The following is a 23,256-nucleotide window of genomic DNA, read 5'->3' on the forward strand; positions in this document are numbered from 1 at the left end:
TGGCGCCATGCCTGTTTCGGCTATTGAGCGCAGAGCTCGGCAGCCGTTTTGCTTGTCACGTTGGATTTGTCGAACCCGAAAGGGGCGACCGCCTTGAGGTGCTCTTCGGAGCCCAGCCACTTTTTGAGTTCGGCGTTGACCGCATCGCGCAGGTCCTTGTCTTCGGGACGGAAGGCGAGGGCACCGTAGCCGATGTGCGACGGATCGTCCTTGAACTCGGTGACCGCCTCGACTTTTTCGCCACCCTTGGCGGCCAGGCCTTTCATGGTCAGTTGAGTCCCCACGGCGGCATCGGCACGGCCGGCGCGCACGGCTTGCAACTGGGCGGTGGTGTCCGGTACTTGCAGGATTTGCGCATCCTTCACACCCGAATCCCGCGCATACGCCAGGTTCACCGTGCCGGCCATGATCGCCAGTTTCACTTCCGGGTTTTTGGCGATGTCTTCATAGCTGTGCAGGTTCTTCGGGTTGCCTTTAGCCGTGAGCAGCGCGTCCGGCAGTTGATACTGCGGATCGGTAAACAGCACCTGCTTGCAACGGGCCGGGGTGATGTACATACCGGCGGCAATCACATCGAAACGACCGGCGCGCAGGCCAGGAATCAACGAGCCCCACTCGGTCAATACGCCGTCGACCTTGGTAATGCCCATTTTGGCGAAGATGGCTTTGGCGATTTCCGGTGATTCACCGGTGACCCTGCCGTCGGTTTCGGTAAAGGCGAACGGGGTTTCGTTGGCGTAACCGATGCGGATACTGCTGTTCTGTTTGACGGTTTCCAGCGTGTTGGCGGCGTGGGCACTGGCGACCAGGCCGAACATCGCGCAAGCCACGAACAGGCGACGCAAAGCATGGGTGGTGCCGGAGGGGAAATTGCTCATCGATAAAATCTCCTGTTTCTTGTGGACCCGTCGTTGACGGCTCTGTGGTAGGAGGCAGTGTTACAAGAGCAAAGCGTACAAAGACTGATCCCATGGATCGGGACACAGTTCCGGTACAGGTCGATTGGTTTTGTTGTGGGGGCTTGAAACGTGCCCGGCTATCGACCTTGAACCGAGCATACAAAAGCCCTGAGCCTCATTGCATTGCACTAGGACAATTGCTTTGCATGGATTCTCGCGGGATGCTGTCCCGACGAGCACAGACGCGGGTTTTAGCGCTGATGGACAAGTGGAAAGCAGCATTGCAAATCGCCCGCAGCGGCGAGTCCAAATACAAGATCCTGGTGCAGGCGATTGCCGACGATATCGAGCAGGGTGTCCTGGCCAACGATCAGCGCCTGCCGCCCCAGCGAAATGTTGCCGATGCCATGGGCATCAGCGTGCAGACGGTCACCAATGCCTATAAAGAGCTGGAGCGTCAGGGGCTGGTGCGTTGCGAAGTCGGGCGCGGCAGCTTTGTGTCGCGGCGCATGAGCGATCGGGTTGCCACCTACATTCTCGACAGCCCCGAACGGGCCCTGGTGGATTTTTCCATCGCGCGGATCCTGCATACCCGCGAACACGACCAGTTCTGGCGTGACACCTGTCGTGAGCTCAGCACTGAAGAGGATCAGCCGTGGATTCATGCGTTTCGTCCGATTGCCGGCTTCGAATCGCACCGCGAAGCGGCCATGCACTGGATCGGACGGCAAGGTTTGCGGGTCGAGCGCGATGACATCCTGATCACCAACGGCGCGGCCCACGGCATCTTCCTCGCCCTGGCCTCGCTGGCCGGTCCCGACGATGTGGTGCTCTGCGAAGGCGTGACCGACCACGGCGTGATTGGCAACTCCCAGGTGCTGGGATTTACCCTCAAAGGCCTGGAGATGGACCGTTACGGCATTGACCCGGAACATTTCGAAGACATGTGCAGTAACGAGCGCATCACCGCGCTGGTGTGTACGCCGAACCTGAACAACCCGACGACCAGCCTGATGCCGGACAGTCGTCGGCGAGAGATTGCCGACATCGCCCGGCGTTTCGGCGTGCACATCATCGAGGACGATGTGTATGGGCCGTTGCTGGATGAGCATCGCGCGCCGCCCATCAGCCATTACCTGCCGGAGCTGTCGTTCTATTGCACCAGCATGACCAAGTCGGTGCTGACCGGTTTGCGCATCGGTTATCTGGTGATGCCCAAGCGTTTGGCGCTGCGCACCGAAAGCATCCTGCGGGTCAACAGCTGGATGGCCACGCCCATGGTCTCCGAAATCGCCGCACGCTGGATTCGCGACGGTCGCGCCGACACGCTTGTGCGTTTGCAGCGCAAACTCTTGGCCGACCGTCAGGCGATGGTCAGCGAATACCTGGGTGAGTACCTGCTCGGCCAGCATCCTCATGCATTGAATGCGTGGGTCGGCATCCCCCCACATTGGGAGGTCGACAGCCTGGTGCGGGCCCTGCGTCACCGGCACATTGCCGTCACGTCACCTGACCCGTTCACCGTGCGCGGCACGCCTCGGGCCCGAGCGGTGAGGATGTGTGTCGGCGCCGAATGCAGCGACGAAGAAATGCGCGATGCGCTGATCGGCATGCGCGAGATCTTCAGTCAGTACCCGCAAATCCATGACTTTTGAGCGGATAAAAAAACCGGAAAAGTTTGTCGGCTAAATTGCCCTAGTACATTCATCGCGACAATCCAGCCCTCTTAGACTGCGCCCAACACCTCAATCGGGATGCGGTCATGTCAGCGCTGCAGCTAAACGATATTTACCGCGCTCGCCAGCGAATCGAATCGCTGGTCCGGCGCACCGCCATGGAATATTCGCCGAGCCTTTCGCAGCGAGTGGGCGTGGCGGTGTACCTCAAACTCGAATCCCAGCAAATCACCGGCAGTTTCAAACTGCGCGGCGCGAGCAATGCCGTGGCGCAGCTCAGCGCCGGGCAGAAAGCAGGAGGCGTGGTGGCGGCGTCGACCGGCAATCACGGTCGTGCACTGGCGTATGCCGCGTCGCGGCAAGGCGTGAAGGCGACGATTTGCCTGTCGCACCTGGTGCCCGCGAACAAGGTTCAGGCCATTCGGAATCTGGGGGCCGAGGTGTGCATCGTCGGCCAGTCTCAGGACGATGCCCAGCGCGAAGCCGAACGGATTGCCAGCGAGCAAGGCGCGACCTTGCTGCCGCCGTTCGATCATCCGGCCATCATCGCCGGGCAGGGCACCCTCGGTCTGGAAATCCTCGAACAGCAACCGGACGTGGCGCAAATCCTCGTGCCGTTGTCCGGCGGCGGTTTGTTTGCCGGCGTGGCGCTGGCGATCAAAAGCGCCGGTACACACATAGTCACTCACGGCATCAGCATGCAGCGTGGCGCGGCCATGCACGCCAGCCTCGCGGCCGGGCATCCGGTGGAAGTCGAAGAGCTGCCGACACTGGCAGACTCCCTCGGCGGCGGCATCGGTCCGGACAACCGTTACACCTTCAGCATGACCCGCGACCTGTGCGATCACCTGCACCTGCTCAGCGAAGCGTCCATCGCCAATGCCATCCGCCATGCCTATCGCGAAGAGCGTCTGGTGCTCGAAGGCGCAGCGGCGGTCGGCATCGCGGCGTTGCTCGACGGCTTGATCGAACCGCGCGGACCGATCGTGGTGGTGGTCAGTGGCCGTAACGTCGACATCGATCAGCATGTACGCGTCCTGACGGGCGCGGATGCATGAACCCAAACAATAACCGTCTGACTGGAGCGCTGCGTTGATGAGTGAAATCACCTTACTGAGCGAAGCGGATCTGCGCGCCTGTGTGGCGCTGGATCTGCCGAGCATCGAAGCCATCGAACACGCCTTCGTGCTGCTGGCCACGGCGGCGGTGGCGATGCCACCGATCTTGCGTCTGGACATCCCCGAATACAACGGCGAAGTGGACGTGAAGACTGCCTATCTACCAGGCCTGGAGCGTTTTGCGATCAAGGTCAGCCCGGGTTTTTTCGACAACCCGAAACTCGGTCTGCCGAGTCTCAACGGCATGATGATGTTGCTGTCGGCACGCACCGGTTTGCTCGATGCCTTGCTGTTGGATAACGGTTACCTGACCGCCGTACGCACAGCGGCGGCCGGTGCAGTCGCTGCGCGCGCCCTGTCGCGGGTCGACAGTCGCAGCGTCGCGCTGATCGGTGCTGGTGAGCAGGCCGCGTTGCAGCTTCAGGCGTTGCGTCTGGTGCGGCCGATTGAATCCGTTCGCGTTTGGGCACGTGACAGCGCCAAGGCCAAAGACTTCAGCGCCGAGCTGGCGCGCGACAGCGGTCTGGCGGTCACGTCTTGCGCGAGCATCGACGAGGCCATGACTGGCGTGGACATTGCGATCACCTGCACCCCGAGCCGCGAACCCTTGATCGAAGTGCGTCATCTGCACTCCGGCTTGCATATCACGGCCATGGGCTCGGACGCCGAACACAAAAACGAAATCTCTCCTCAGACGCTGGCACAGGTCGACCGCTACGTGGCGGATCGCTTGAGCCAGACGCGAATCCTCGGCGAGCTGCATCACGCGCTGGCGGCCGGTGTTATTGCCGACGAATCGGGCCTGGCCGAATTGGGGCAAGTGCTCGCGGGCCAGCGCCCTGGTCGGACCAGCGATACGCAAGTCACCTTGTGCGACCTCACCGGCACCGGCGCCCAGGACACCGCCATGGCCAATCTGGCCTTCGAGCGCGCGCGCTCGGCCGGCAAGGGTTTTCAGTTCGGCAGCTAATCCGTTTTTTCATCCGTGCGTCATTTATCAGAGGGCAGGTGCATGTCTCAGATAGTCGTCAATCTTCCGTTCGAACGGGAGGAATACGCCCAGCGTCTGGCCAAGGTTCGAGCGGCCATGCAGGTTCAGGGCATCGAGCTGTTGCTGGTCACCGATCCGTCGAACATGGCCTGGCTGACCGGCTATGACGGTTGGTCGTTTTACGTCCACCAATGCGTGTTGCTGGCGCTCGACGGCGAGCCTGTCTGGTTCGGTCGCGGGCAAGATTCCAACGGCGCCAAACGCACCGTGTTCATGCAACACGAGAACATCGTCGGTTACCCGGACATCTACGTGCAGTCCCGGGAACGCCATCCGATGGATTACCTGTCGCGGGAAGTCATCAGTGCCCGGGGGTGGGACGCGCTGACCATCGGCGTGGAGATGGACAACTATTACTTCAGCGCCGCCGCCTATTTGTCGCTGAAGAAACACCTGCCGAAGGCCACGCTGATTGATGCGGTCGGGCTGGTGAACTGGCAGCGGGCGATCAAGTCACCCCAGGAAATCGCCTACATGCGCATCGCTGCGCGCATCGTCGAAAACATGCACGGGCGGATCCTCGAACGGATCGAGCCGGGCATGCGCAAAAACGAACTGGTGGCCGAGATCTACAGCAGCGGCATCCTCGGCGCCGACGGCCACGGTGGCGATTACCCGGCCATCGTGCCGCTATTGCCGACCGGCGCCGACGCCAGCGCACCGCACCTGACCTGGGATGATTCGCCGTTCGAAAAAGGCGCCGGAACGTTCTTTGAAATTGCCGGTTGCTACAAGCGCTATCACTGCCCGCTGTCGCGCACGATCTATTTGGGCAAACCACCGCAGCACTTCCTCGACGGCGAAAAAGCCGTGGTCGAAGGCATTGCAGCCGGGCTCGACGCGGCCAAACCGGGCAACACCACCGGCGACATTGCCGTAGCGTTTTTCAAAGTGCTGGAGAAGTTCGGCATCCACAAGGACAGCCGTTGCGGCTACCCGATTGGAATCAGTTATCCGCCAGACTGGGGCGAGCGCACCATGAGCCTGCGTCCCGGCGACACCAGTGTGTTGCAACCGGGCATGACGTTCCACTTCATGCCGGGCCTGTGGATGGACGATTGGGGGCTGGAAATCACCGAAAGCATTTTGATCACTGAGACCGGCGTCGAGACGCTGTGCAATGTGCCACGCCAACTGTTCGTGAAGGATTGAGCCATGAGCGAGCTGCCTGACAACCCGATCAGTGCCACGGTGGACTTTGCCCGCGAAGGCGTGCAGCACGGATTTCTCAAATTGCCGTATTCCCGGGACGATTCGGCCTGGGGCGCGGTGATGATTCCGGTTTCGGTGATCCAGCGCGGTCAGGGGCCGACTGCGTTGCTTACCGGCGGTAACCACGGTGACGAATACGAGGGGCCGGTGGCGCTGAGCAAACTGGCGCAGGGCCTGACAGCTGCCGACGTGACCGGGCGGGTGATTATCGTCCCGTTCATGAACACCCCGGCGTTCCATGCCGGGCGGCGGACTTCACCCATCGACAAGGGCAATCTGAATCGCAGTTTCCCCGGCAAGCCGGACGGCACGGTGACCGAGAAAATCGCCGATTACTTCAACCGGACCTTGTTGCCCTTGGCCGATATCGTGCTGGACATTCATTCGGGCGGGCGCACCCTGGATTTCCTGCCGTTCGCCGCTTGCCATGTGCTGCCCGATAAACAGCAGCAGGCCCAATGTGAAGCCGGCATGCGCGCATTTAATGCGCCCTACAGCATGCGCATGCTGGAGCTGGATGCCGGGGCGATGTACGACACCGCCGCGGAGCGTCAGGGCAAGGTCTTTGTCACCACCGAACTGGGTGGCGGAGGTTCGTCCAGTGCGCGCAGTGTGGCGATTGCCGAGCGCGGAGTGCGCAATTTGCTGGTGCACGCGGGGATTCTCGAAGGCGAGGTCCAGACTGCTGAGTCGATCATGCTCGACATGCCTGACGCGGACTGTTTCATCGCCAGCGAACACGACGGCCTGCTGGAAATGTGCCGCGATCTGGGCGACAACGTGGACAAAGGCGAAGTGATCGCCCGCGTTTACGACGCCACTCGCAGCGGCGTCGCCCCGGTGGAGTATCGCGCTGCCCGCAGTGGTTTGCTGGCGGCGCGGCATTTTCCTGGATTGGTGCAGTGCGGCGATACCGTGGCAGTCATCGCCGATGTGTTGACCTAACCCCAAACCCTGTGGGAGCGAGCTTGCTCGCGATGACGGTGTGCCAGTCAACGTAAATGTTGAATGTCAGTCCGCTATCGCGAGCAAGCTCGCTCCCACAGGTCAGTGTTCAGCACCAACGCTTCTTATCAACCGGAGATTATCGGCCCATGCACAAGCTCGATCGCTATGACCTGAACATCCTGCGGATCCTCGCCGAAGACGGACGGATCACCAAATCGAGCCTGGCCGAGGCGATCAATCTTTCGGTAACCCCGGCATGGGAGCGCGTGCGCAAACTCGAAGCCCTGGGCTTGATCAAGGGCTACCGGGCGCAGATCGACTGGACCGCGGTGTTCAAAAGTCAGCAGGTGCTGGTGGAAATCACCCTGGCCCGGCACACCGCCCAGGACATGCGGCGTTTCGAGCAACGCATGAGCGAGGCTGCCGAAGTGGCGTTCTGTTATGCCACGGGTGGCGGTGTCGATTACATGGCGATGATCCAGGCACCGGACATCGACCATTACCAGCGCTTTATCGACCAGTTGCTGCTCGATGACCTGGGTATCGAACGCTACTTCACCTACATCGTGACCAAGACCATCAAGACCGCCGGAGCGTTGCCGGCCGAGTTGGCGCAGGAGCCATAAGCCGACGCAAAAACCTCACCGCAAAAAGCTGCTGTTTGCCGGTGTTCAATCAGAAAAAACCGCCAGTTTCGCCCCGTCAAACGCCAAATCACCCGGGCCGCGCTGCCCTAGCATGGATTCACGCACACGGTTTGGAGTGAACGCCATGACATACAAACATCCGCTGTTGTTCAAAGCGCTCTGCTACATCGACGGGCATTGGGTCCACAGTGACAGCGGCCACAGCGTCGCCGTGCACAACCCTGCCGATCAGACGTTGATCGGTCATGTGCCGATGCTCGATCAGCCTCAGATCGTCGCCGCGGTTGATGCCGCACACCGGGCGTTTGCGGCCTGGCGTGAACAAAGCCTCGATGCCCGCGGGACGATTCTGCGGCGCTGGGCGGCGTTGATCCTTGAGCACCAGGAAGACCTGGCGCGGATTCTCAGCCAGGAACAAGGCAAACCTCTGGCCGAGTCCCGTGGCGAAATCGCCTACGCCGCCAGTTTCATTCCGTGGTTTGCCGAAGAGGCGCGGCGCCTTTACGGGCAGAACATCCCCAGCCATATCCCCGGCGCGCATCTGGGCACGATCAAGGAACCGGTTGGCGTCTGTGCACTGCTGACGCCGTGGAATTTTCCTTCGGCGATGATCACCCGCAAAGCCGCCGCCGCATTGGCCGCCGGTTGCACCGTGGTGATCAAACCGGCCCACGAAACGCCGTATTCGGCATTGGCCCTGGCGCAACTGGCGGAAGAGGCGGGCTTCCCGGCCGGCGTGTTCAACGTGGTGCTGGGCGAACCGCAAATGACCATGCAAACCCTGGTGCAGGACACTCGCGTGCGTTCGGTCAGCTTCACCGGCTCGACCCGCGTCGGTAAGTTGGTCCTGCAAGCGGCGGCCCGGGATGTGAAGAAGGTGTCGCTGGAACTGGGCGGCAACGCGCCGTTCATTGTCTGCGCCGATGCCGATCTGGAACTGGCGGTGAAAGTCGCGGTGGAGGCCAAATTCCAGACCTCCGGCCAGGATTGCTGCGCGGCTAACCGGATCATGGTGCAGCGCTCGATCTACCCGGCATTCCTCAGCCGCTTTGCCGCCGCCGTGCGCGAGCTGCGGGTTGGCCCGGCGCTGGTGGGTAATCAAGAGCAAAGCGTCGACATTGGTCCGTTGATGCATCAAGCCGCGTTCGATGTCACGGCCGAGCGAGTCGAAGACGCTCTACAACGTGGTGCGCAGCGGCTGGTCGGCGGCGAGGCCCATGCCCTTGGCGGGTTGTTCTACCAGCCGACGGTGCTGGCCGATGTCACGCCGCAGATGCGCATCTACCGCGAAGAAAATTTCGCGCCGATTGCCGGGGTGATGCCTTTCGACACCCTCGAGCAAGTCATCGAAATGGCCAATGACACCGAATACGGTTTGGCCGCCTACATTTGTTCCAATCGTCTGGACCTGATCTACCCACTGATTCGCCGTCTCGACCATGCGATGGTCGCGGTCAACGGCGTCAAGTTCACCGGCCACCCGATCCCGTTCGGTGGCATGAAAGCCTCGGGCCTGGGCCGCGAAGGCGGCACCGAAGGCTTCGAAGCCTTTGTCGAAACCAAATACTTTTGCCTGCACCATCAAGGCCAGTTCTAAGGAGACATGCCATGAACCAAGAACTCGATACGCTGTTCGAACAAGACCGCGCGCATTTCATGCACCCGTCGACCCACGCCCATGACCACGCCAGTGGCGCGCTCAAGGGGCGCATCATCAAGAGTGCGTCGGGTATTCGTATCCGCGACCACGAGGGGCGCGATTTCATCGACGCCTTTGCCGGACTGTACTGCGTGAACATCGGCTACGGCCGTACCGAAGTGGCCGACGCGATCTACAAGCAGGCCAAGGAATTGGCCTATTACCATACCTATATGGGCCACTCGACCGAGGCGATCATCGAGCTGTCCAGCCGCATCATCGACTGGGCGCCCGAGGGCATGAAAAAGGTTTATTACGGGCTGTCCGGTTCCGACGCCAACGAAACCCAAATCAAACTGGTGCGTTACTACAACAACGTATTGGGTCGCCCAGAGAAGAAGAAAATCATCTCCCGTGATCGCGGTTATCACGGCTCGGGCATTATGACCGGCAGCCTCACGGGCCTGCCGACCTTCCACCAGCATTTCGACTTGCCCGAACAAGGCGTCAAACATACGGTTTGCCCGCACTGGTACCGCAAGGCACCGGCCGGCATGGATGAAGTGGCGTTCGTGCGCTATTGCGCCGACGAACTGGAAAAAATGATCCTGGCCGAAGGGCCGGACACCGTGGCCGCGTTCATCGGCGAACCGCTGATGGGCACCGGCGGCATCATCGTTCCGCCGGCCGGCTACTGGGCTGCCATTCAAGCGGTACTGAATAAATACGACGTGTTGCTGATCGCCGATGAAGTGGTCTGCGCCTTCGGTCGACTGGGTTCGAAGATGGGCAGTCAGCGTTACGGCATGCGCCCGGACCTGATTACCACCGCCAAAGGTCTGACCAGCGCCTATGCGCCGTTGTCGGCAGTGATCGTCGGCGAAAAGGTCTGGGATGTGATCGAAAAGGCTTCCGAATCCCAAGGGGCCATGGGGCACGGCTGGACTTACTCCGGGCATCCGATTTGTGCGGCGGCGGCCTTGGCCAACCTCGATATTCTGGAACGGGAAAACCTGACGGCCAATGCCGAGAAGGTCGGCAGCTACCTGAACCGTCGGTTGCGCGAAACCCTGGAAGGCCATCCGCTGGTGGGTGAAGTGCGCGGTGATGGCATGCTTGCCGCGGTCGAGTTCATGGCTGATCGTGAGCAGCGCACACCGTTTGATGCAGCGTTGAAGGTCGGCCCGAAAGTATCGGCAGCCTGTCTCGAGCGCGGCATGATCGCTCGGGCGATGCCCCATGGCGACATTCTCGGCTTTGCACCGCCGTTGATCCTGACCGAGGAAGAGGCCGACCTGATCGTCGACATCACTAAGAGTGCGGTTGATCATGTGGCCAGCGAGGTGTTGGGCTAAGCGTTCCCGGCCTGAGCTTTTTGTGTTGTCTGTTCGGGCCTCATCGCGGGCAAGCCCGCTCCCACAGGATTTTTGTTTGATCACTATTTTGTGATCGGCTGGGAACACTGTGGGAGCGGGCTTGCCCGCGATGAGGCCCGATCGGGCACCGCAGATATTGGATCAGAAATAAAAAGCCCTCGGACAATCACTTGTCCGAGGGCTTTTTGTGTCGCGCGAAACCTGATTACTTCTTCAGGCCGTAATGCTCATCGAGCATGCCCGGCGCGTTCGGGGCTTTGGGAGCGTAGTCGCGAGGCGGCTCCTGATTGCGCGGCGGCGTCAGGCGTTCCCGTGGGGCGGCTGCCGCATCGGCGTGCAGCGAGGCCAGCAGGCGTTGGCGGGTTTGCTCGTCCAGGGCCAGGCGGTTGGCGCCCTCGGCGAGGTGATCCTGCACTTCCTGATAGCTCGCAGTCAGTTTCTTGACCAGGGTTGCAGTGCTGTTGAAGTGGGTGACCACCTCGTTCTGATAACTGTCGAAACGTTCCTGAATGTCATCCAGCTGACGTTGTGTGCTGCTAGGCGCGGCATTCGGCACCAGGCGAGCGATCAGGAAACCAATGGCGACACCCACAACCAGGGCAAGAGTCGGCAACAACCAAACTAAGAGCGAGTGTTCCACGAGTCCTTCCTCTATAAACGGCTTTGCTTTACGTTAACGGCTCGAACCTGCGCTGTATACCGCGATTCACTCGCAATAGATTGGCACAGACAATTTGCTAGACGAGTCGACCCGATTCGAGGTCACGGAGTTCCTTCCTTGCTTATGCGCGAAACCCCTGTAGTGATTGATGGCCCGGTCGGCCAACTGGAAGCACTTTACCTGGACAACGACCAGCCCCGCGGCCTGGCGCTGATCTGCCACCCGAACCCGGTGCAGGGCGGCACCATGCTCAACAAAGTCGTCTCGACCTTGCAGCGCACCGCGCGCGATGCCGGTTTGATTACTTTGCGTTTCAATTATCGCGGCGTCGGCGCCAGCGAAGGCAGCCACGACATGGGCACTGGCGAAGTCGACGATGCTCAAGCGGCCGCCGAATGGCTGCGGGCCAAGCACCCGGAATTGCCGCTGACGCTGTTCGGTTTCTCCTTCGGCGGTTTTGTTGCCGCCAGCCTCGGCGGACGCCTGGAAGCGAAGGGCGAACAGCTGAAACATTTGTTCATGGTCGCGCCCGCTGTCATGCGTCTCGGCGATCAGGATCAACTGCCGCAGCAAGGCGAACTGACCCTGATCCAGCCGGAAACCGACGAAGTCATCGACCCGCAAGCCGTCTACGACTGGTCCTCGAAACTCGAGCGTCCCCATGAGCTGCTGAAAGTGGCAGAATGCGGACACTTTTTTCATGGCAAGCTGACCGATCTCAAGGATCTGATCCTGCCGCGTCTTTCGAATTGATTGCAGTCTGACAAGCGATTACCCATGACGACTCGTACCCGTATCCTCACCGGCATCACCACCACCGGCACGCCGCACCTGGGCAACTACGCCGGCGCCATCCGCCCGGCGATCATCGCCAGCCGTGACAGCAATGCCGATTCGTTCTACTTCCTGGCCGACTACCACGCCCTGATCAAATGCGATGACCCGCTGCGCATCCAGCGCTCGCGCCTGGAAATCGCCGCGACCTGGCTGGCCGGTGGCCTGGATGTGGACCGCGTAACCTTCTATCGCCAGTCCGACATCCCGGAAATTCCCGAGCTGACCTGGCTGCTGACCTGCGTCGCCGCCAAGGGCCTGCTCAACCGTGCCCACGCCTACAAGGCTTCGGTGGACAAGAACGTCGAAACTGGCGAAGACCCGGACGCTGGCATCACCATGGGCTTGTACAGCTACCCGGTGCTGATGGCCGCGGATATTCTGATGTTCAACGCCCACAAGGTGCCGGTCGGTCGTGACCAGATCCAGCACGTGGAAATGGCCCGTGACATCGGTCAACGCTTCAACCATCTGTTTGGTCAGGGCAAAGAATTCTTCACCATGCCTGAAGCGCTGATCGAAGAAAGCGTTGCCACGCTGCCAGGCCTCGACGGTCGCAAGATGTCGAAGAGCTACGACAACACCATTCCGTTGTTCAGCAGCGCCAAGGAAATGAAGGACGCCATTTCGCGGATCGTTACCGACTCCCGTGCACCGGGCGAAGCGAAAGATCCGGACAACTCGCACCTGTTCACCTTGTTCCAGGCCTTCGCCACCCCGGCGCAGTCCGACGAGTTCCGCAGTGAACTGTTGCAGGGCCTGGGTTGGGGCGAGGCGAAGAATCGTCTGTTCCAGCTGCTCGACAGCGAGCTGGGCGAGTCCCGCGAGCGTTATCACCAGTTGATCGAACGCCCGGCAGATCTGGAAGACATCCTGCAGATCGGCGCCAAAAAGGCCCGCTCGGTAGCGACACCGTTCCTCCACGAACTGCGTGAAGCGGTTGGTCTGCGTTCTTTCGTCGCTCAGACCCAAGTCGCGACCACCACCAAGAAGAAAGCCGCGAAAGCCGCGCGTTTCGTCAGCTTCCGTGAAGACGACGGCAGTTTCCGCTTCCGTCTGCTGGCGGCCGATGGCGAGCAACTGCTGCTGTCGCGTAACTTTGCCGACGGTAAAACCGCAGGCCAGGTGACCAAGCAGCTGCAATCGGGTCAGCCATTGGACGTGCGCAACGAAGACCTGAGCTTCAGCGTCTGGCTGGAAGGCGAGTGCGTTGCCGACAGCCCGGCCTTTGCTGACAGCACCGCTCGCGATGCTGCCATCGAGACCCTGCGGGTTGCTCTGACGCCGGTTCAGGAATAAATCAGCGGCTCGGCCCGACCAAGGGCCGATTGCCATTCCCACGGGCCGTCGCTACAGTGACGGCCCGTTTTTGTTGCCTTGCTAACGAATTATGACGCCCCTAGAACGATATCAAGCTGATCTGAAACGCCCGGAATTCTTTCATGACGCCGCGCAGGAAACTGCGGTGCGCCATTTGCAGCGCCTGTACGACGATCTGGTCGCGGCCTCGCACAGCAAACCGGGTCTGTTCGGCAAACTGTTTGGCAAGAAAGACGCGGCACCGGTCAAGGGTCTGTACTTCTGGGGCGGCGTCGGCCGTGGCAAGACCTATCTGGTCGACACCTTCTTCGAAGCGCTGCCGTTCAAGGAAAAGGTCCGCACTCACTTCCACCGCTTCATGAAGCGCGTGCACGAAGAGATGAAGACCCTCGGCGGCGAGAAAAACCCGCTGACCATCATCGCCAAGCGTTTCTCTGACGAAGCCCGGGTGATTTGTTTCGATGAGTTCTTCGTGTCCGATATCACTGACGCGATGATCCTCGGCACGCTGATGGAAGAGCTGTTCAAGAACGGCGTGACCCTGGTCGCGACGTCGAACATCGTGCCGGACGGTCTGTACAAGGACGGTCTGCAACGTGCGCGCTTCCTGCCAGCCATTGCGCTGATCAAACAGAACACCGAGATCGTCAACGTCGACAGCGGCGTCGATTATCGTCTGCGTCACCTTGAGCAAGCGGAGCTGTTCCACTTCCCGCTGGATGATGCGTCCCACGAAAGCCTGCGCAAGAGCTTCCGCGCTCTGACGCCGGAATGCACGGCAGCCATCGAGAACGATGTGTTGATGATCGAGAACCGCGAAATCCGTGCCGTGCGCACGTGCGATGACGTGGCCTGGTTCGACTTCCGCGAACTCTGCGACGGCCCGCGCAGCCAGAACGATTACATCGAGCTGGGCAAGATCTTCCATGCCGTGTTGCTCAGCGGTGTCGAGCAGATGAGCGTCACCACCGACGACATCGCCCGACGCTTTATCAACATGGTCGACGAGTTCTACGACCGTAACGTGAAGCTGATCATTTCCGCTGAAGTCGAGCTCAAAGACCTCTACACCGGCGGTCGCCTGAACTTTGAGTTCCAGCGCACCCTGAGTCGTCTGCTGGAAATGCAGTCTCACGAATTCCTGTCCCGGGCGCACAAGCCGTAGGACATTTCGGTAAATGAGAAAGGCCTGCATTGCAGGCCTTTTTTGTGCGCCCAGTCGCGACGTTCGTCAGCTGGCTACCAGCAGTCCAATAAACGGAATGATCAGCAACGTGCTGATGGCCATGGCCAGTACATTGCCGATGAAACCGTGCATGTCGGCCGGCAACCGCTTGGCAATCGCGCAGGCCAGGGGTGGCGCAATCAATGCCCCCAGCAGTGCGCTTGAGGCGATGACCTGCCAGCTGCCGCCGTACGTCAGAACGGCCGCCGGTACGACTGACACCAACGGAACGTAGGTGGGATACCAGCCGCGCAATATCCATTGCTGACGCCAGATCACTACGCCTAACGCCGAGGTCAACGCTTGCGCGGCGATCAGTTGGGGCAGCAAGCCCGTGCCATACACCGGGCTTGTGGGGTTCAAGGTGTAAGCCATCAAGGCGCCGGCGATCAAACCGAGACTGGCCCATTCATTGCCAAAGAACGGCGCTTCCGAAAAGTCGGCCAACACCCGGCGCAGGCTCCACACGACACCATAATCGGGCGTTTTGGTGATGGCGGGTGCGGGCACAGGGGGGGACGGTTTCTTGGGTGGGTCGGACTTCACCAGGCTCGGCAGGTAACGACAGAGCAGAAAAGCGCCGACGCTGGCGACCGCCATGCCCGTGACATTGCCGATCACCGCCGGCAATCCAAGGGGGTTGCAGACGTAATTGACGATCAACAAGCACATCGGAGTGACGAACACGGCGCCCATGATTGCGCCATTGATTGTGACCTTCCAGCCGCCGCCAAACATCAGCACCATCGCCGCCGGCAACGAAACAAAGGCGGCAAACGTCGGTTGCCAACTGGAGGCCGTGACCGTCCAGCCCCACAGAAGGTTGCTCAACAACAGGCCCAGCAACGAGCTGGTGACGAGCCACGGCCATAATCCGCTGCCGTAGCAAATGGTAAAACCTTGCCAGGCTTTTCCCGTTCTATTCGCCCAGTAGGCCAGGTAGGCGCCTGCAAGCAACCCGATCGAAGCGAACTCATGTTTGTAGAATGCCACCTCGCTGATGTCTCCCAAGACCCAGCGCAGCCAGGCACTGGGCTCCGGGAGGCTCGACACCATGTGACTGTAGTCTGGCCAATGGGCTGACCAGGATGTCCGGTAGGTGAATGAGAGCCAGATGATCAACAGCGTCGTGCCGAGCATCAGCCAGATGATCGCCCTATCCAGCCGCGACCTGGCGGCAAGCCGGTTTTGCGGTTTTTCGTTTGTGGTTTCCATCAGTCATTCCCCTTATCAGCGCGGCAGACAAGGGTGTTGGGTGTAACCGAGCATTTGATCGTAGAGATCGGTGCGACGATCGCGATGCAGATCGTTCAGGTTGTTCCAGATGGGCGCGCTGCGGGAGCTGGTCAGGTCGATGTCGGCAAACAGAATTTCTTCCTTGTCCGCTGACGCCACCGCGCCAATCGGCCAGCCGTTTGTGCCCGCGATCAGCGAGCAGCCCAGGTAACGTGCACCTCGCTCTTCGCCGATCCGGCTCGCCGCCGCAATAAACACATTGTTGACGTGAGCCGCCGTCATTGTCAGGTACGACGCCATGCACTTGCCGGCGTCATCGAACAGCGGCGGAGGTGTCCACACCCAGTTGTTCAGGCTGCAAATGATGTCCGCACCTTGCTGACTGAGGATTCGCGGCACTTCCGGGAACCAGATATCCCAGCAGATCAACAATCCGATACGGCCAATAGGCGTATCGAAAACTGGAAAGCCCTGATCTCCCGGTGTGAACCACAGCTTCTCCAGGTTCCACAAATGGGCTTTGCGATACTTGCCGATAAAACCGTCAGGCCCGACCAGAACGCCGGTGTTGAACAGCCGCATGCCATCGCGCTCGGTCAAGCCTGCCACCAGGTAAACCTTGTACTGGCGGGCGAAGTCCACCCAGATTTGCACACTCGGCCCGTCGGGAATCACCTCCGAATGGTCGAACGCGTCTTGCCGATTGCTGAAGAAATAACCTGTGCTGCAAAGCTCGGGCAGCACGATGAGATTGGCACCGCCATTTACCGCTTCCAGGGCCAGCTCCAGACCATGACGCAGATTGCCTGCACGTTTCTCTTTGCCGACTTGTGGGTCGAATTGCACGACTGCTACACGAACAGGACTTGTTGGCTCGCTCATTCTCGATGACCTCTTTTTTATTGTTATTCACGCTGTTTAGCTGCGTGTTTATAAGAGTTGAAATGGCATTTTTGCGTAAGTCAGCGGCTTCCGTTTGAGCTGTAGTCCGTGTCCGAAGATCGCGCAGGGCAGAGCGCCCGAATTCTTCTGCCGGGGCGCAAGGTGGCGTAATAGAGCGGTTACGCAGAGACAGAACCAACGCGCAGGGCGCATTGGTTCTGGGCGATGGAGCCGGATGTCAATTGCGGATGCGGTAGTGCGGGTAGTCGCTCATGCAGAATCCGCCGTTGAATACCGCTGCGGTTTTATTGCAGATATGAATCACGGCATCCACGGCGCCGCGAAAGCACGGCTCTGTCCAGCCGGCATCGACTGAAAACGATTCGCCGGAAAAATACAGGCCGGACACATGCGAGAAATCCCGGTTGTACTTCATCAGGCTCACCGCGTCGTAATAAGTGCCGGGCCGGTATAACTTTGCGCAGCCCAAAGCGTTTCTGTCCGTCATCCAGCGTTGGACCACGGCATGTTCAGTTTTAATGTAGGGAGAAATCTTCTGCTGGATATTGGCGGAGTTCATCAGTATCCGGTCGAGTTCCTCTACGCACTTCGCCACCAGTTCCTGGTCGTTAAATAACGCCAGTTTGGTGGCGTCATCCTCCCACGTGTAACTTAGTAATATGCAGTCGTATGGATAATTCTCGTTATAGCGATAGCTGTATACGTCGTGAATGAAACTGTCGGTCACAATGGCGTGGGGGATTCGGGTTTGGCTTGAAAGGAATGATTTACTTAAGGGGGCGTACACTTTGCAACTTGTTTCCCAGTGTGCCGTTTTGTAAGCGTTGATCATCGCGAATGGCAGCATCTGCTGATTGAAGTTTTCGAGCCGGATACCTGTTTCGATCAACCATGAAGGCAAGGTCATGATGACGGCGTCAAAGTCATCGAACAGTTCCTGCGATTGACAGGGCTGGCTGAATTTCCATGTGTAGTAGACGCGTACTTTTTGATCGTCCAGCTTCTTCAGTTTGTTGACGGATGAATCGGTGAAAAATCCGTCGCCTCTTTCAAGGCAGTGTTCGTAGAACGACGTGCGCGCGCTGTCGGTGTTCATGAACAGCAGGCATTCGTCCAGCGCAGCGAGGCCAATGTAGCGCGGGCTGTCGAAAGGCAGGCCCTTCGCATCGAGAACAGCGTCGCTGTGCAAGTAAGGCGCGGGAAGCGGTTCGCCGCACGAATCGACCCGACCGTGAACCAGTTGCAGGCGACTGCTGAATCCGAAAATGGCGGTACGCAGTGGGTAGAGCGCGCACACGTCATAAAAAGCGCCCCAGCTACCATCGCCGATGCCAATCGAATAGAACAGGGTAGATTCGTGCGAGGTCATTCCGACTCCGCCGAAATCTCCTGGTTTGTCCTTGTTCCAGGTTTCCAGCACCGGCATGCAGACCAGGTCGCGAAACGAAACACGCTCGTACCTGTCGACGATGGCCGCCCAGACGGCTTCCCACTCCTGCGTGGCGTAGATCAGCGCAATCTGGCGAGTCATCCTGGCGGCAAAGGCCTTCCACTTGGCATAAACCGTTTGCAGCGCCTCGTCGGGTGGAGGCGTCAAGCCGTCTTCATTCGTCCAGATCAACATGTGCGGATCCGCGCGACCACCCAGGCTGCCTTCCTGAAGATAAATGCCTGTCGAACTCACCCACTGACTTCCCGGATTGGGGAAGTCAGATAGCGCCAGGTCAAATGCCTTGGCGTAGTAAGCCATCAGCGATCGGCCCTCTTTGGGTGGCTCGTTTTCTCTATTGAAAAATGGAAGACGCATGGCGCCCATCTCGAAAGGTGTATGACTTTCTTTTATTGGATGGCTGCCATGGACGGTCAGGTGCCTGCCGCCAATGCGTGTCGATTGTTCTATCAGTGTCACGTCGGTAAAACCGCAACGATAAAGTTCTCGGGCGGCAGTGAGTCCGGTAACGCCTGCGCCAATGATGCATATTTTATGGGTGGGATCAGTTGCCTTTGCTACGCCGTGTTCCTGCTCAATTAACGCTCGGTAGTCAAAGCATAAGTCCGGCGGATTTGGGAATCGACCTGACCATTTATTTTTAGCCTGGAGATTTTCGGTCTTGTCGTTAAATGAGAGAAGCTGGGAGCTTGTTTCTGTGGTCATTGTTGATCTTCCCTGAAGTGCAGTTCAGCTGGCGGGAAGACTATATTGGGGTTCTCAGTAAGCGGCTCGCAAGCGTACAAAGGACTTGTTCGGTGCTCTGCATTCCGTTTTTCATGTAAGGGAAATAATCACGCGAACGTTATCTTTAAACACTGTTGGTGTTTGCAGTTTAATTCTGAAACAGGCGCCGCTTGGCAATTCCGTGGCGGCGCCTGTATCAACAGTTATGCAGCCTGTTGAAACTGCTGCCGATACTGGTTCGGCGACAGCTCGGTGTGCTGGCGGAACAGCCGAGCGAAGAAGCTCGCGTCGTCGTAACCGACTTCATAGCTGATGGTCTTGATGCTCTTGCGGCTGCCGGAGAGCAGGCCCTTGGCGGTTTCGATGCGCAGGCGTTGCAGGTAATGCAGCGGCTTGTCGCCGGTGGCGGTCTGGAAGCGCCGCATGAAATTACGGATGCTCATGCCGTGTTCGCGAGCCACGTCTTCGAAGCGGAATTTGTCGGCGAAGTGTTCTTCGAGCCAGTGCTGGATCTGCAGGATGATCACATCCTGGTGCAGCTTCTGACCGCCGAAACCGATTCGTCCTGGCGAGTAGCTGCGCTGCACTTCATAAAGAATGTCCCGCGCGACGGCCTGGGACACGTTGGCGCCGCAGAAGCGTTCGATCAGGTAAATGTAAAGGTCGCAGGCCGAGGTGGTGCCGCCCGCGCAATACAGGTTATCGGCATCGGTCAGGTGCTTGTCCTGATTGAGCTGAACCCGCGGGAAGCGTTCGGCAAACGCATTGAAGAAGCGCCAGTAAGTGGTCGCTTCCTTGCCGTCGAGCAGCCCGGCCTCGGCCAGCCAGAACACCCCGGTGGCTTCGCCGCAGAGTACTGCGCCGCGAGCATGCTGCTGACGCAGCCAGGGCAGGACCTGTGGATAACGTTGGCAAAGGGTGTCGAAATCGTCCCAGAAGGCTGGAAGGACAATGATGTCGGCGTTTTCCAGGCCGCCGTCCACCGGCATGACCACATCGCTGAAGCTGTTCACCGGTTTGCCGTCGGGGCTGACCAGGCGGGTTTCGAACGCCGGAGTCAGGCCTTGGCCCAGTTGTTTGCCGTAACGCAGGCTGGCCAGGTGGAAGAAATCCTTGGCTTGCATGAGGGTGGAAGCGAAAACCCGGTCGATAGCCAGGATGCTGACGCGCCGCAAGGGCGTGGAGACTTGGTTAGACATAATTCAACTTTATTCTTATAGGGGAAAGTGGTCACCAGACGGCTGGATCGTCTTATTTTTTGTCTGATGTGTCCAGTGTCCTGTATCGGATGCGGGGCATAGTCTTTGGAGGTCAATTCCGGCTAACAATAACGACAGGTGCCGCATGATCCCCAGAACCTTGTTCAGTTCCGAGCACGAACTTTTTCGCGACAGTGTGCGAACGTTCCTCGAAAAAGAGGCCGTGCCGTTCCATGGGCAATGGGAAAAACAAGGCTATATCGATCGCAAACTCTGGAACAAGGCAGGGGAGGCGGGGATGCTGTGTTCGCATCTGCCGGAAGAGTACGGCGGCCTGGGGGCGGACTTTCTCTACAGCACAGTGGTGATCGAAGAGATCGGTCGTCTCGGCCTGACCGGTATCGGTTTTTCCCTGCATTCGGACATCGTCGCGCCGTACATCCTGCATTACGGCAGTGAAGCGCTGAAACACAAATACCTGCCGAAACTGGTGTCTGGCGAGATGGTCACGGCGATTGCCATGACTGAGCCGGGTGCCGGTTCCGACCTGCAAGGGGTGAAAACCACCGCGGTGCTCGATGGCGACGAGTATGTGATCAACGGTTCGAAGACGTTCATCACCAACGGCTTTCTCGCTGACCTGGTGATTGTCGTGGCCAAGACCGATCCGAAGGCTGGCGCGAAAGGTACCAGCCTGTTTCTGGTGGAGGCCAACACCCTAGGCTTCGCCAAGGGCAAGCGTCTGGAAAAAGTCGGCATGAAGGCTCAGGACACCTCGGAACTGTTCTTCCAGGACGTTCGGGTACCCAAGGAAAACCTGTTGGGGCAGGCCGGGATGGGCTTCGCGTACCTGATGCAAGAATTGCCTCAAGAGCGTCTTACCGTTGCCATCGGCGGGCTGGCTTCGGCTGAAGCTGCGTTGCAATGGACGCTGGATTACACCCGCGAGCGCAAGGCATTCGGCAAGGCGATCGCCGACTTCCAGAACACCCGTTTCAAACTGGCGGAGATGGCGACCGAGATTCAGATCGGTCGGGTCTTCGTCGATCGCTGTCTGGAACTGCACCTGCAAGGCAAGCTCGACGTGCCGACTGCGGCGATGGCCAAGTACTGGGGTACCGACCTGCAATGCAAGGTGCTCGACGAGTGCGTGCAGTTGCACGGCGGCTACGGTTTCATGTGGGAATACCCGATCGCCCGGGCGTGGGCGGATGCGCGGGTGCAGCGGATTTATGCGGGGACCAATGAAATCATGAAGGAGATTATCGCGCGGTCGCTTTGATTTGCAGTGGCTGGACTGACGCCTTCGCGAGCAAGTCGAATCGTCGCACCGCCGCTCCCACATTCGACCGCATTCCTCTGGGAAAACTCGGTTAACTGTGGGAGCGGGCTTGCTCGCGAAGGCTTTTTAGTTATCGATCAAGGAGCGGGATTCGGGTGATCCTTGTGAATCGCCTCGATCCCCTCCAACACTTCATCGGATAGTTTCAGTTCGAAGCTCGCTAAATTGCTTTCAAGCTGCTCCATCGTCGTCGCGCCAATGATGTTGCTGGTCACAAACGGCTGCTGAGTGACAAACGCCAACGCCATTTGCGCCGGGTCCAGGCCGTGTTCACGCGCCAGTGCCACATAACGACTGCACGCGGCTTCCGACTGCGGGTTGAAATAGCGGCTGAAGCGGCTGTAGAGGCTCAGGCGGCCTTTGGGCGGGCGCGCGCCACCTTCGTACTTGCCCGACAGGAAACCGAACGCCAGCGGCGAATAGGCGAGCAGGCCGCATTGTTCGCGGATGGCGATTTCTGCCAGACCGACTTCGAAGCTGCGGTTGAGCAGGTTGTACGGGTTCTGGATCGACACCGCACGCGGCCAGCCACGGGCTTCCGCCAGGGCGAGGAAACGCATGGTGCCCCATGGCGTTTCGTTGGACAGGCCGATGTGGCGGATCTTGCCGGCCTTGACCTGTTCGTCCAGCGCTTCGAGGGTGTCCTCCAGCGGCGTGAGGTTGGCTTCGGTCTGGTGTTTGTAACCGAGCTGACCGAAGAAATTGGTGCTGCGCTCCGGCCAATGCAGCTGGTAGAGGTCGATGTAGTCGGTCTGCAAGCGCTTGAGGCTGGCATCCACGGCTTCGGTGATGTGCTGGCGGTTGTGTCGCAGGTTTTTGTCGCGGATGTAGTCGATGGTGTTGCCGGGGCCGGCGATCTTGCTGGCCAGGATCCAGTCGGTGCGATCACCGCGGCTTTTGAAGTAATTGCCGATGTAGCGCTCGGTGGTGGCGTAGGTTTCGGCCTTGGGTGGCACCGGGTACATCTCGGCAGTATCGATGAAATTGATCCCGGCACTCTTGGCCCGTTCAATCTGGGCGAAAGCTTCAGCCTCGCTGTTTTGCTCGCCCCAGGTCATGGTTCCGAGGCAGATGGCGCTCACGTTCAGATTGGTTCGGCCTAGCTGTCGATAGTCCATCGGGTGCTCCTTGGGCAAAACAATCATAAAAGCAGGTTGAATTATTTTTCGCAATCTGCATAATTGCGCACCTCTTTCTGCAGTGGAAGTGATGCGCCGCCGCCGAAGAATCTTGCCGTTGAACGGACGCGCCGACCCGAGCCCCCGAAAGCGTCTGTATCCGGCTGCCTTTGACTTGTCAAAGTACGCACTATTCAGTAAGATCCGCCGTCTAATTTACAGGGCGGCCCCTGAGGCTATAAAGAATGAAAACTTTTACTGCTAAACCGGAAACAGTACAGCACGACTGGTTTGTCGTCGACGCTGCAGGTCAGACCCTGGGTCGTCTGGCCACCGAAATCGCGAGCCGTCTGCGTGGCAAGCATAAAGCTGAGTACACTCCTCACGTTGACACCGGCGATTACATCGTCGTTATCAATGCCGAGCAGATTCGTGTAACCGGTGCTAAAACCACCGATAAAATCTACTACTCCCACTCCGGTTTCCCGGGCGGCATCAAGTCGATCAACTTCGAAAAGCTGATCGCTAAAGCCCCTGAGCGCGTGATCGAGACCGCGGTCAAAGGCATGCTGCCTAAGAACCCGCTGGGTCGCGACATGTATCGTAAGCTGAAAGTCTATGCGGGCGCTGTACACCCTCATACTGCTCAGCAGCCCCAAGAACTGAAGTTTTAACG

The 23,256-nt window shown here is 59.3% G+C and carries 20 protein-coding genes; 13 read left to right on the top strand and 7 right to left on the bottom strand.

Annotated elements, in window-relative coordinates; translation table 11 throughout:
* Positions 1-20: 20 nt before the first annotated feature.
* Entirely contained in the window at positions 21-878 is an 858-nt protein-coding gene (ehuB, locus tag ASC74_RS08655) for an ectoine/hydroxyectoine ABC transporter substrate-binding protein EhuB (protein WP_056740865.1), read from the bottom strand.
* A 281-nt stretch (positions 879-1,159) separates the two neighbouring features.
* Between ehuB and ehuR the strand changes: the two genes are divergently transcribed.
* The 8 genes from ehuR (at position 1,160) to ASC74_RS08695 (ending at position 10,545) form a co-directional block, all read left to right on the top strand.
* Complete coding sequence (gene ehuR / locus ASC74_RS08660) at positions 1,160-2,554, top strand: MocR-like ectoine utilization transcription factor EhuR (protein ID WP_056740867.1); 1,395 nt, start codon at positions 1,160-1,162, stop codon at positions 2,552-2,554.
* A 107-nt stretch (positions 2,555-2,661) separates the two neighbouring features.
* Complete coding sequence (gene eutB / locus ASC74_RS08665) at positions 2,662-3,633, top strand: hydroxyectoine utilization dehydratase EutB (RefSeq protein ID WP_056740868.1); 972 nt, start codon at positions 2,662-2,664, stop codon at positions 3,631-3,633.
* Between the two features lie 37 nt (positions 3,634-3,670).
* On the top strand, positions 3,671-4,663 hold the full coding sequence (gene eutC, locus ASC74_RS08670; protein WP_056740870.1) for an ectoine utilization protein EutC: 993 nt from the start codon (positions 3,671-3,673) through the stop codon (positions 4,661-4,663).
* 42 nt (positions 4,664-4,705) lie between these two features.
* Positions 4,706-5,896 (top strand): ectoine hydrolase DoeA, encoded by a 1,191-nt coding sequence (gene doeA, locus ASC74_RS08675; protein ID WP_056740872.1) that lies wholly within the window; start codon positions 4,706-4,708, stop codon positions 5,894-5,896.
* A gap of 3 nt (positions 5,897-5,899) precedes the next feature.
* A complete protein-coding gene (doeB, locus tag ASC74_RS08680) occupies positions 5,900-6,901 on the top strand; it encodes a N(2)-acetyl-L-2,4-diaminobutanoate deacetylase DoeB (protein ID WP_056740874.1) in 1,002 nt (333 codons plus the stop codon).
* 149 nt (positions 6,902-7,050) lie between these two features.
* Positions 7,051-7,530 carry an Lrp/AsnC family transcriptional regulator gene (locus ASC74_RS08685; RefSeq protein ID WP_056740875.1) on the top strand — a complete coding sequence of 160 codons (480 nt, stop codon included), beginning with the start codon at positions 7,051-7,053 and terminating at the stop codon, positions 7,528-7,530.
* A 145-nt stretch (positions 7,531-7,675) separates the two neighbouring features.
* Entirely contained in the window at positions 7,676-9,148 is a 1,473-nt protein-coding gene (locus ASC74_RS08690) for an NAD-dependent succinate-semialdehyde dehydrogenase (protein WP_056740877.1), read from the top strand.
* An 11-nt stretch (positions 9,149-9,159) separates the two neighbouring features.
* Complete coding sequence (locus ASC74_RS08695; protein ID WP_056740879.1) at positions 9,160-10,545, top strand: aspartate aminotransferase family protein; 1,386 nt, start codon at positions 9,160-9,162, stop codon at positions 10,543-10,545.
* A 226-nt stretch (positions 10,546-10,771) separates the two neighbouring features.
* On the opposite strand, the gene ASC74_RS08700 is transcribed toward ASC74_RS08695, so the two are convergent.
* The gene (locus ASC74_RS08700; protein ID WP_046053408.1) at positions 10,772-11,206 is read right to left on the bottom strand and encodes a YhcB family protein; all 435 of its coding nucleotides are present in this window, start codon (positions 11,204-11,206) and stop codon (positions 10,772-10,774) included.
* Positions 11,207-11,350: 144 nt separating this feature from the next.
* Between ASC74_RS08700 and ASC74_RS08705 the strand changes: the two genes are divergently transcribed.
* From ASC74_RS08705 to zapE, 3 genes are all read left to right on the top strand, one after another.
* Positions 11,351-11,980, top strand: a complete 630-nt coding sequence (locus tag ASC74_RS08705; RefSeq protein ID WP_056740881.1) for an alpha/beta hydrolase — start codon at positions 11,351-11,353, stop codon at positions 11,978-11,980.
* 24 nt (positions 11,981-12,004) lie between these two features.
* Positions 12,005-13,360: a tryptophan--tRNA ligase gene (locus tag ASC74_RS08710; RefSeq protein WP_056740883.1), complete on the top strand. Its 1,356-nt coding sequence runs from the start codon at positions 12,005-12,007 to the stop codon at positions 13,358-13,360.
* A gap of 91 nt (positions 13,361-13,451) precedes the next feature.
* Positions 13,452-14,546, top strand: coding sequence for a cell division protein ZapE (gene zapE, locus ASC74_RS08715; RefSeq protein WP_046048269.1), 1,095 nt, complete (start codon positions 13,452-13,454; stop codon positions 14,544-14,546).
* 66 nt (positions 14,547-14,612) lie between these two features.
* Here the strand turns inward: zapE and ASC74_RS08720 are convergent, their stop codons facing one another.
* From ASC74_RS08720 to ASC74_RS08735, 4 genes are all read right to left on the bottom strand, one after another.
* A complete protein-coding gene (locus ASC74_RS08720) occupies positions 14,613-15,821 on the bottom strand; it encodes a hypothetical protein (protein WP_056740886.1) in 1,209 nt (402 codons plus the stop codon).
* Between the two features lie 15 nt (positions 15,822-15,836).
* Positions 15,837-16,724, bottom strand: coding sequence for a nitrilase family protein (locus ASC74_RS08725; RefSeq protein WP_056740888.1), 888 nt, complete (start codon positions 16,722-16,724; stop codon positions 15,837-15,839).
* Positions 16,725-16,962: 238 nt separating this feature from the next.
* Positions 16,963-18,900, bottom strand: coding sequence for a flavin monoamine oxidase family protein (locus ASC74_RS08730; protein ID WP_056740890.1), 1,938 nt, complete (start codon positions 18,898-18,900; stop codon positions 16,963-16,965).
* A gap of 224 nt (positions 18,901-19,124) precedes the next feature.
* Positions 19,125-20,021 carry a GlxA family transcriptional regulator gene (locus ASC74_RS08735; RefSeq protein WP_177338842.1) on the bottom strand — a complete coding sequence of 299 codons (897 nt, stop codon included), beginning with the start codon at positions 20,019-20,021 and terminating at the stop codon, positions 19,125-19,127.
* A 244-nt stretch (positions 20,022-20,265) separates the two neighbouring features.
* On the opposite strand from ASC74_RS08735, the gene ASC74_RS08740 reads away from it, so the two are divergent.
* Complete coding sequence (locus tag ASC74_RS08740) at positions 20,266-21,402, top strand: acyl-CoA dehydrogenase family protein (RefSeq protein WP_056740894.1); 1,137 nt, start codon at positions 20,266-20,268, stop codon at positions 21,400-21,402.
* A gap of 137 nt (positions 21,403-21,539) precedes the next feature.
* On the opposite strand, the gene ASC74_RS08745 is transcribed toward ASC74_RS08740, so the two are convergent.
* Positions 21,540-22,580, bottom strand: coding sequence for an NADP(H)-dependent aldo-keto reductase (locus ASC74_RS08745; protein WP_056740897.1), 1,041 nt, complete (start codon positions 22,578-22,580; stop codon positions 21,540-21,542).
* 245 nt (positions 22,581-22,825) lie between these two features.
* Between ASC74_RS08745 and rplM the strand changes: the two genes are divergently transcribed.
* Positions 22,826-23,254, top strand: coding sequence for a 50S ribosomal protein L13 (gene rplM, locus ASC74_RS08750; protein ID WP_046048262.1), 429 nt, complete (start codon positions 22,826-22,828; stop codon positions 23,252-23,254).
* The last annotated feature ends 2 nt before the right edge of the window (positions 23,255-23,256 follow it).

This window comes from Pseudomonas sp. Root329 (genome assembly GCF_001424925.1).
GTDB classification, from domain to species: domain Bacteria; phylum Pseudomonadota; class Gammaproteobacteria; order Pseudomonadales; family Pseudomonadaceae; genus Aquipseudomonas; species Aquipseudomonas arabinosi.

Excerpts from the sequence above, each read along its gene's own strand:
- rplM (WP_046048262.1), top strand. The coding sequence starts at position 22,826 with ATGAAAACTTTTACTGCTAAACCGGAAACAGTACAGCACGACTGGTTT.
- ASC74_RS08720 (WP_056740886.1), bottom strand. The coding sequence starts at position 15,821 with ATGGAAACCACAAACGAAAAACCGCAAAACCGGCTTGCCGCCAGGTCG.
- ASC74_RS08725 (WP_056740888.1), bottom strand. The coding sequence starts at position 16,724 with ATGAGCGAGCCAACAAGTCCTGTTCGTGTAGCAGTCGTGCAATTCGAC.
- eutB (WP_056740868.1), top strand. The coding sequence starts at position 2,662 with ATGTCAGCGCTGCAGCTAAACGATATTTACCGCGCTCGCCAGCGAATC.
- doeA (WP_056740872.1), top strand. The coding sequence starts at position 4,706 with ATGTCTCAGATAGTCGTCAATCTTCCGTTCGAACGGGAGGAATACGCC.
- ASC74_RS08710 (WP_056740883.1), top strand. The coding sequence starts at position 12,005 with ATGACGACTCGTACCCGTATCCTCACCGGCATCACCACCACCGGCACG.
- ASC74_RS08695 (WP_056740879.1), top strand. The coding sequence starts at position 9,160 with ATGAACCAAGAACTCGATACGCTGTTCGAACAAGACCGCGCGCATTTC.
- zapE (WP_046048269.1), top strand. The coding sequence starts at position 13,452 with ATGACGCCCCTAGAACGATATCAAGCTGATCTGAAACGCCCGGAATTC.
- ASC74_RS08685 (WP_056740875.1), top strand. The coding sequence starts at position 7,051 with ATGCACAAGCTCGATCGCTATGACCTGAACATCCTGCGGATCCTCGCC.
- ASC74_RS08690 (WP_056740877.1), top strand. The coding sequence starts at position 7,676 with ATGACATACAAACATCCGCTGTTGTTCAAAGCGCTCTGCTACATCGAC.
- ASC74_RS08730 (WP_056740890.1), bottom strand. The coding sequence starts at position 18,900 with ATGACCACAGAAACAAGCTCCCAGCTTCTCTCATTTAACGACAAGACC.
- eutC (WP_056740870.1), top strand. The coding sequence starts at position 3,671 with ATGAGTGAAATCACCTTACTGAGCGAAGCGGATCTGCGCGCCTGTGTG.
- ehuB (WP_056740865.1), bottom strand. The coding sequence starts at position 878 with ATGAGCAATTTCCCCTCCGGCACCACCCATGCTTTGCGTCGCCTGTTC.
- ASC74_RS08705 (WP_056740881.1), top strand. The coding sequence starts at position 11,351 with ATGCGCGAAACCCCTGTAGTGATTGATGGCCCGGTCGGCCAACTGGAA.
- doeB (WP_056740874.1), top strand. The coding sequence starts at position 5,900 with ATGAGCGAGCTGCCTGACAACCCGATCAGTGCCACGGTGGACTTTGCC.
- ASC74_RS08740 (WP_056740894.1), top strand. The coding sequence starts at position 20,266 with ATGATCCCCAGAACCTTGTTCAGTTCCGAGCACGAACTTTTTCGCGAC.
- ASC74_RS08745 (WP_056740897.1), bottom strand. The coding sequence starts at position 22,580 with ATGGACTATCGACAGCTAGGCCGAACCAATCTGAACGTGAGCGCCATC.
- ehuR (WP_056740867.1), top strand. The coding sequence starts at position 1,160 with ATGGACAAGTGGAAAGCAGCATTGCAAATCGCCCGCAGCGGCGAGTCC.